This window comes from Caballeronia terrestris, assembly GCF_001544515.1.
GTDB classification, from domain to species: domain Bacteria; phylum Pseudomonadota; class Gammaproteobacteria; order Burkholderiales; family Burkholderiaceae; genus Caballeronia; species Caballeronia terrestris.
The window spans coordinates 1-3,714 of record NZ_FCOL02000188.1 but is presented as its reverse complement, the minus strand read 5'-3'; the positions used below and the strand labels follow the sequence as shown (position 1 = coordinate 3,714).

At 60.2% G+C, this 3,714-nt stretch carries 5 protein-coding genes; all 5 read right to left on the bottom strand.

The annotated features are described in order from the left end of the window. Nucleotides 1-627: substrate-binding domain-containing protein (locus AWB67_RS34940; protein WP_143328460.1), on the bottom strand; the 627-nt coding region annotated here is incomplete at its 3' end. A gap of 183 nt (nt 628-810) precedes the next feature. Then, complete coding sequence (locus tag AWB67_RS34935; RefSeq protein ID WP_235025533.1) at nt 811-1,812, bottom strand: AraC family transcriptional regulator; 1,002 nt, start codon at nt 1,810-1,812, stop codon at nt 811-813. 313 nt (nt 1,813-2,125) lie between these two features. Then, nucleotides 2,126-2,296 (bottom strand): hypothetical protein, encoded by a 171-nt coding sequence (locus tag AWB67_RS42545; RefSeq protein ID WP_235025532.1) that lies wholly within the window; start codon nt 2,294-2,296, stop codon nt 2,126-2,128. 80 nt (nt 2,297-2,376) lie between these two features. Next, nucleotides 2,377-2,673 (bottom strand): hypothetical protein, encoded by a 297-nt coding sequence (locus AWB67_RS34930; RefSeq protein WP_087660488.1) that lies wholly within the window; start codon nt 2,671-2,673, stop codon nt 2,377-2,379. Nucleotides 2,674-2,846: 173 nt separating this feature from the next. After that, nucleotides 2,847-3,714: methyl-accepting chemotaxis protein (locus AWB67_RS34925; RefSeq protein WP_235025531.1), on the bottom strand; the 868-nt coding region annotated here is incomplete at its 5' end.

Here is a 3,714-nt window from a genome sequence, read left to right as displayed (position 1 = left end):
CTGCTGCGCTTTCGGCGGCGCCCAATCCGGCGTGTCGTATTCGGCGAGCGTCTTGTAGCCGCTGCCCTGCAACCCGGCGTGGATACCGTTCTTGATGAGCCCCGCTGCGGCGTCGGTCGGCGAGCCGTTCACCTGGAGCACGCCGCCCTTGTCGGTCGGCACGCCTTTTTCTTTCAGATGCTGGACGAGCGATTGCGCGATGGCCTTCCCGATGCCTTCGTTGTCGAACGACACGTAATAGTCCGCCGGCGTCGACGGCACGGGGCGGTCATAGGCGATCACCTTGATACCCTGGCTTTGAGCCAGATGAACCAGTGACGCGGCAGCGGTCGAATCGACCGGGTCGAGGACGATCACCTTCGCGCCCTGCGAGATTACAGAGTTGAACTGCTGCTGCTGCGTCGCGACGTCGGCATTGGCGTTCTGGTAGAGCACTTTGCAGTCGGGGCAGAGCTTCGTCATTTCAGCCTTGAAACCGGGGAAGTCATGCTGTTCGTAGCGGGTCGAGGCCTGGTCGGGCATCAGGAAGGCGACGGTGCCGCTGGGTGCCGCCAGTGCCGGCGTGCCGCTCAACAGGCTCAGGGTCAGCGCGCTGGCGCCGATCAGATGGTTCGAAAGTCTGGTCATCGAAATGTCTCCGTTGTTCTAGAAAATCCGGCGCAGTGTTGCCGTGGTTGAGCCTCAGGGGCTTCTTGCTGGTTTCATGAATTCTTGATGGCGGCGTCCGGCGAAGAATCGCAAGCACGAGTTCGCCCTACGCGATGCTTCATAGGAGCATCGCGTTCCGTTGCCTGCCGATGGAAAATCCCGCTAGCTGAACGCTTCGATTGCGTTCGTGACGTCGGGCGTTTCAATCGCGCTGGCTGCGTTGAGTTGCTGATACGCCCGCCATCGGGAGGGCGACATGTCCTTTAACAACAGGAACTGGCGATTGAAATTCGAGAGATTGTTGAAGCCGACCTGATAGCAGATTTCGGTGATACTCAGTTCGCCGGACATCAGCAACTGGCAGGCCAGATTGATGCGCAACCGGTTCACGTACTGCACGAAAGGCACGCCGGTATGCCGCCTGAAATAGCGCGAAAAGGCGCTGGCGCTTTGTCCCGCGAGCTCGGCCAACTCCGATTCGCGCAAATCCTGCGACAGGTTCTTGCCGATATACGAAAGCACATGGTTGATACGCGTTTCCGCGTAACGCGCCGGGTCCGCATGATGAGCGGCGCTCGCGAGCTTCAGCGGCTCGGCACTCTGCACGAGCAAGTCGAGCAACGTAACGAACAACGTGATGCGCCGCATGCCTTGTGCGACGAGCATCTCACGCAGGATCGGTTCGGCGGCGGCGCCTGTTTTCGGTGTGAACAGCACGCCCCAACTCGAAGCCTCGAGTAACGACTCCACGCGCTTGAGTTCCGGGAACACCTCGATGGCGCGCGCGATGAACCCGGCATCGAACTGGAGGATCAGACAGCGCTCTTCGACACGCTCGCCTGGTGGCACGTTGCTGACCCAGTTGTGCGGCAGGTTGGGGCCGGTCATGACGAGATTGCCGGGCTCGAAGTCGCCGATGTAATCGCCGACGAAGTATTTGCCCGTCGTTGCCGTAATCAGCTGAATTTCGTATTCAGGGTGGAAGTGCCAGCGCACCGTGCGATAGGGATAGCCATGCGACCATGCCTTGAATGACTCGTCATGCGGAACGGCGACGAGTTCGAGGTCCGGCTGGACGATGGCACGGCGGGCATCGGTGCGCGCGACACGGCAATAGCCGCATGTGCCGCACTGACATGCCGTCGCACGCATGATGGTGTCCATTGTCGTCCTCCAGACCAGCTTTTGTTTTCGGGCGATTCGCGCGAAAGGTATTACGCGCCGCCATGCGTGAACATTAGCTCTCCCCGGTCCAATTCACCACCGAAATTGAAACCGGCCACCGATACTTTTTTGCATTCGGGTAAGTCCGTACGGCATCAAAAGTCAACTTTTGTGCAAAGCAGCAACGCTCGCGGCATGTTGGGCTGGTCGCCCGGATTGGTTTCGACGAGCGGGCGTCGAGGTTACTCGACGTCGCTACGCCCACGTTGGGTCGCACCGGGTAATGGGTCGCCAGTCTTCTTCGTGGGAAAACTCACTGCACGTCGGCAATAACCTGGGCATGCACGTCCTGCACGACGCCCCTGACGAGGCTGGCAACCATCTCCAAAGAGGATAACTGCCCGTATGTCTCGCCGCTTTCGGCGTCGACCACGACGTAAATGTCGTCCGCGCGTCTTGTCGCCGTCACGAAAAAGACGTTCATCCCACTACCCTCGCTTTCACTATCGGCTGCTGCCCCGGCGCCGGCATGGCGCACTCGACAGCGCCCGCTACCGCTCTGTATCAAACCGTCAGAAGCCATCCCTTTTTCCTGCTGCCGTCGATGGAATGCTCAAAGCCCGCATCGAATCGCCAGTTCCAATTTGGCTCGGGCATCTCGAGATCGGCCGACTTTTTACACGCATCGATCTGTTGCCTCGCCTGAAAGGGGTTCGCGAAGAACTTCATGTTCCCGAATACGACGCTGTACAAGGGTACTGTGGCGTCGACCAGGAAAATTATCGCCCGCCGCCCCGGCGCGAAATCATAAGTCGTGGTCGCACCGACCGATAATGGAAACAAAACTTCGCCAGAAGACATGGTGACTGCTCGAATAGGAAAATGGTTGTCAGGCGCTCGGGCTGAGACTAAGACCGTGTTCGAAGAACCCACAGCGCGTCATGCGTAGCGTTGCGGTTAACGAGTGGACCGAACGCTGTCTTGCCCGAAGTCAATGTGACGCGACACACTTCATTGGCGTGGCCCGCCCCAACTCAGAATGTTTGCCAATCGGAATGAGTTCCTGCCGTGGAACCGGCGAGCCTCGCAGATGTCGCAGCGCGAATGGTGGACGTGGCGAGTTTCCTGGTCACGACTGCCGGTCGCTTGGGTATCGCCGCGTGACGTGGCGCGCTGGCGAAACGCTCGGGCGAACGTTGGGCTGCATCGACCTCAAGCCGGAAGAACGATACTGCCTCTGTCAAGTGACGTCCCTGATCTTCCAGCGACTGAGAAGCGGCTGCCGCTTCCTCGACCAACGCGGCGTTCTGTTGCGTCACCTCGTCCATCTGCGTGATCGCCAGATTGACCTGCTCGATGCCGCGACTCTGCTCTCCCGAGGCGGCCGCGATTTCGCCCATGATGTCGGTGACCCGCGCAACCGCCTGCGTGACCTCCGCCATGGTCTTTCCGGCCTCGCTGGCAAGCACGGAACCGTCCTGAACCTTTTGCACCGACGTGTTGATCAAGTCCTTGATCTCCTTGGCGGCGCTCGACGAACGCTGTGCGAGACTGCGCACCTCGCTCGCCACCACGGCAAAGCCACGTCCCTGCTCACCCGCACGGGCAGCCTCGACTGCGGCGTTCAGCGCAAGAATGTTGGTCTGGAAAGCAATCCCCTCGATGATGCCGGTGATGTCCGCAATCTTCGTCGAGTTCTGGCTGATGTCCCCCATCGTCTCGACGACCTGGCTCACCACGTCGTTGCCCTTCTGCGCCACGTCCGACGCGCTGGCGGAAAGTGCGCTCGCCTGTTGTGCGCTCTCGGCGTTTTGCTTCACGGTCGCGGTCAGCTCCTCCATGCTGGAGGCCGTCTCCTGCAACGACGACGCCTGCTGTTCAGTGCGTGAGGACAAATCCACG

Excerpts from the sequence above, each read along its gene's own strand:
- AWB67_RS34935 (WP_235025533.1), bottom strand. The coding sequence starts at position 1,812 with ATGGACACCATCATGCGTGCGACGGCATGTCAGTGCGGCACATGCGGC.
- AWB67_RS42545 (WP_235025532.1), bottom strand. The coding sequence starts at position 2,296 with ATGAACGTCTTTTTCGTGACGGCGACAAGACGCGCGGACGACATTTAC.
- AWB67_RS34930 (WP_087660488.1), bottom strand. The coding sequence starts at position 2,673 with ATGTCTTCTGGCGAAGTTTTGTTTCCATTATCGGTCGGTGCGACCACG.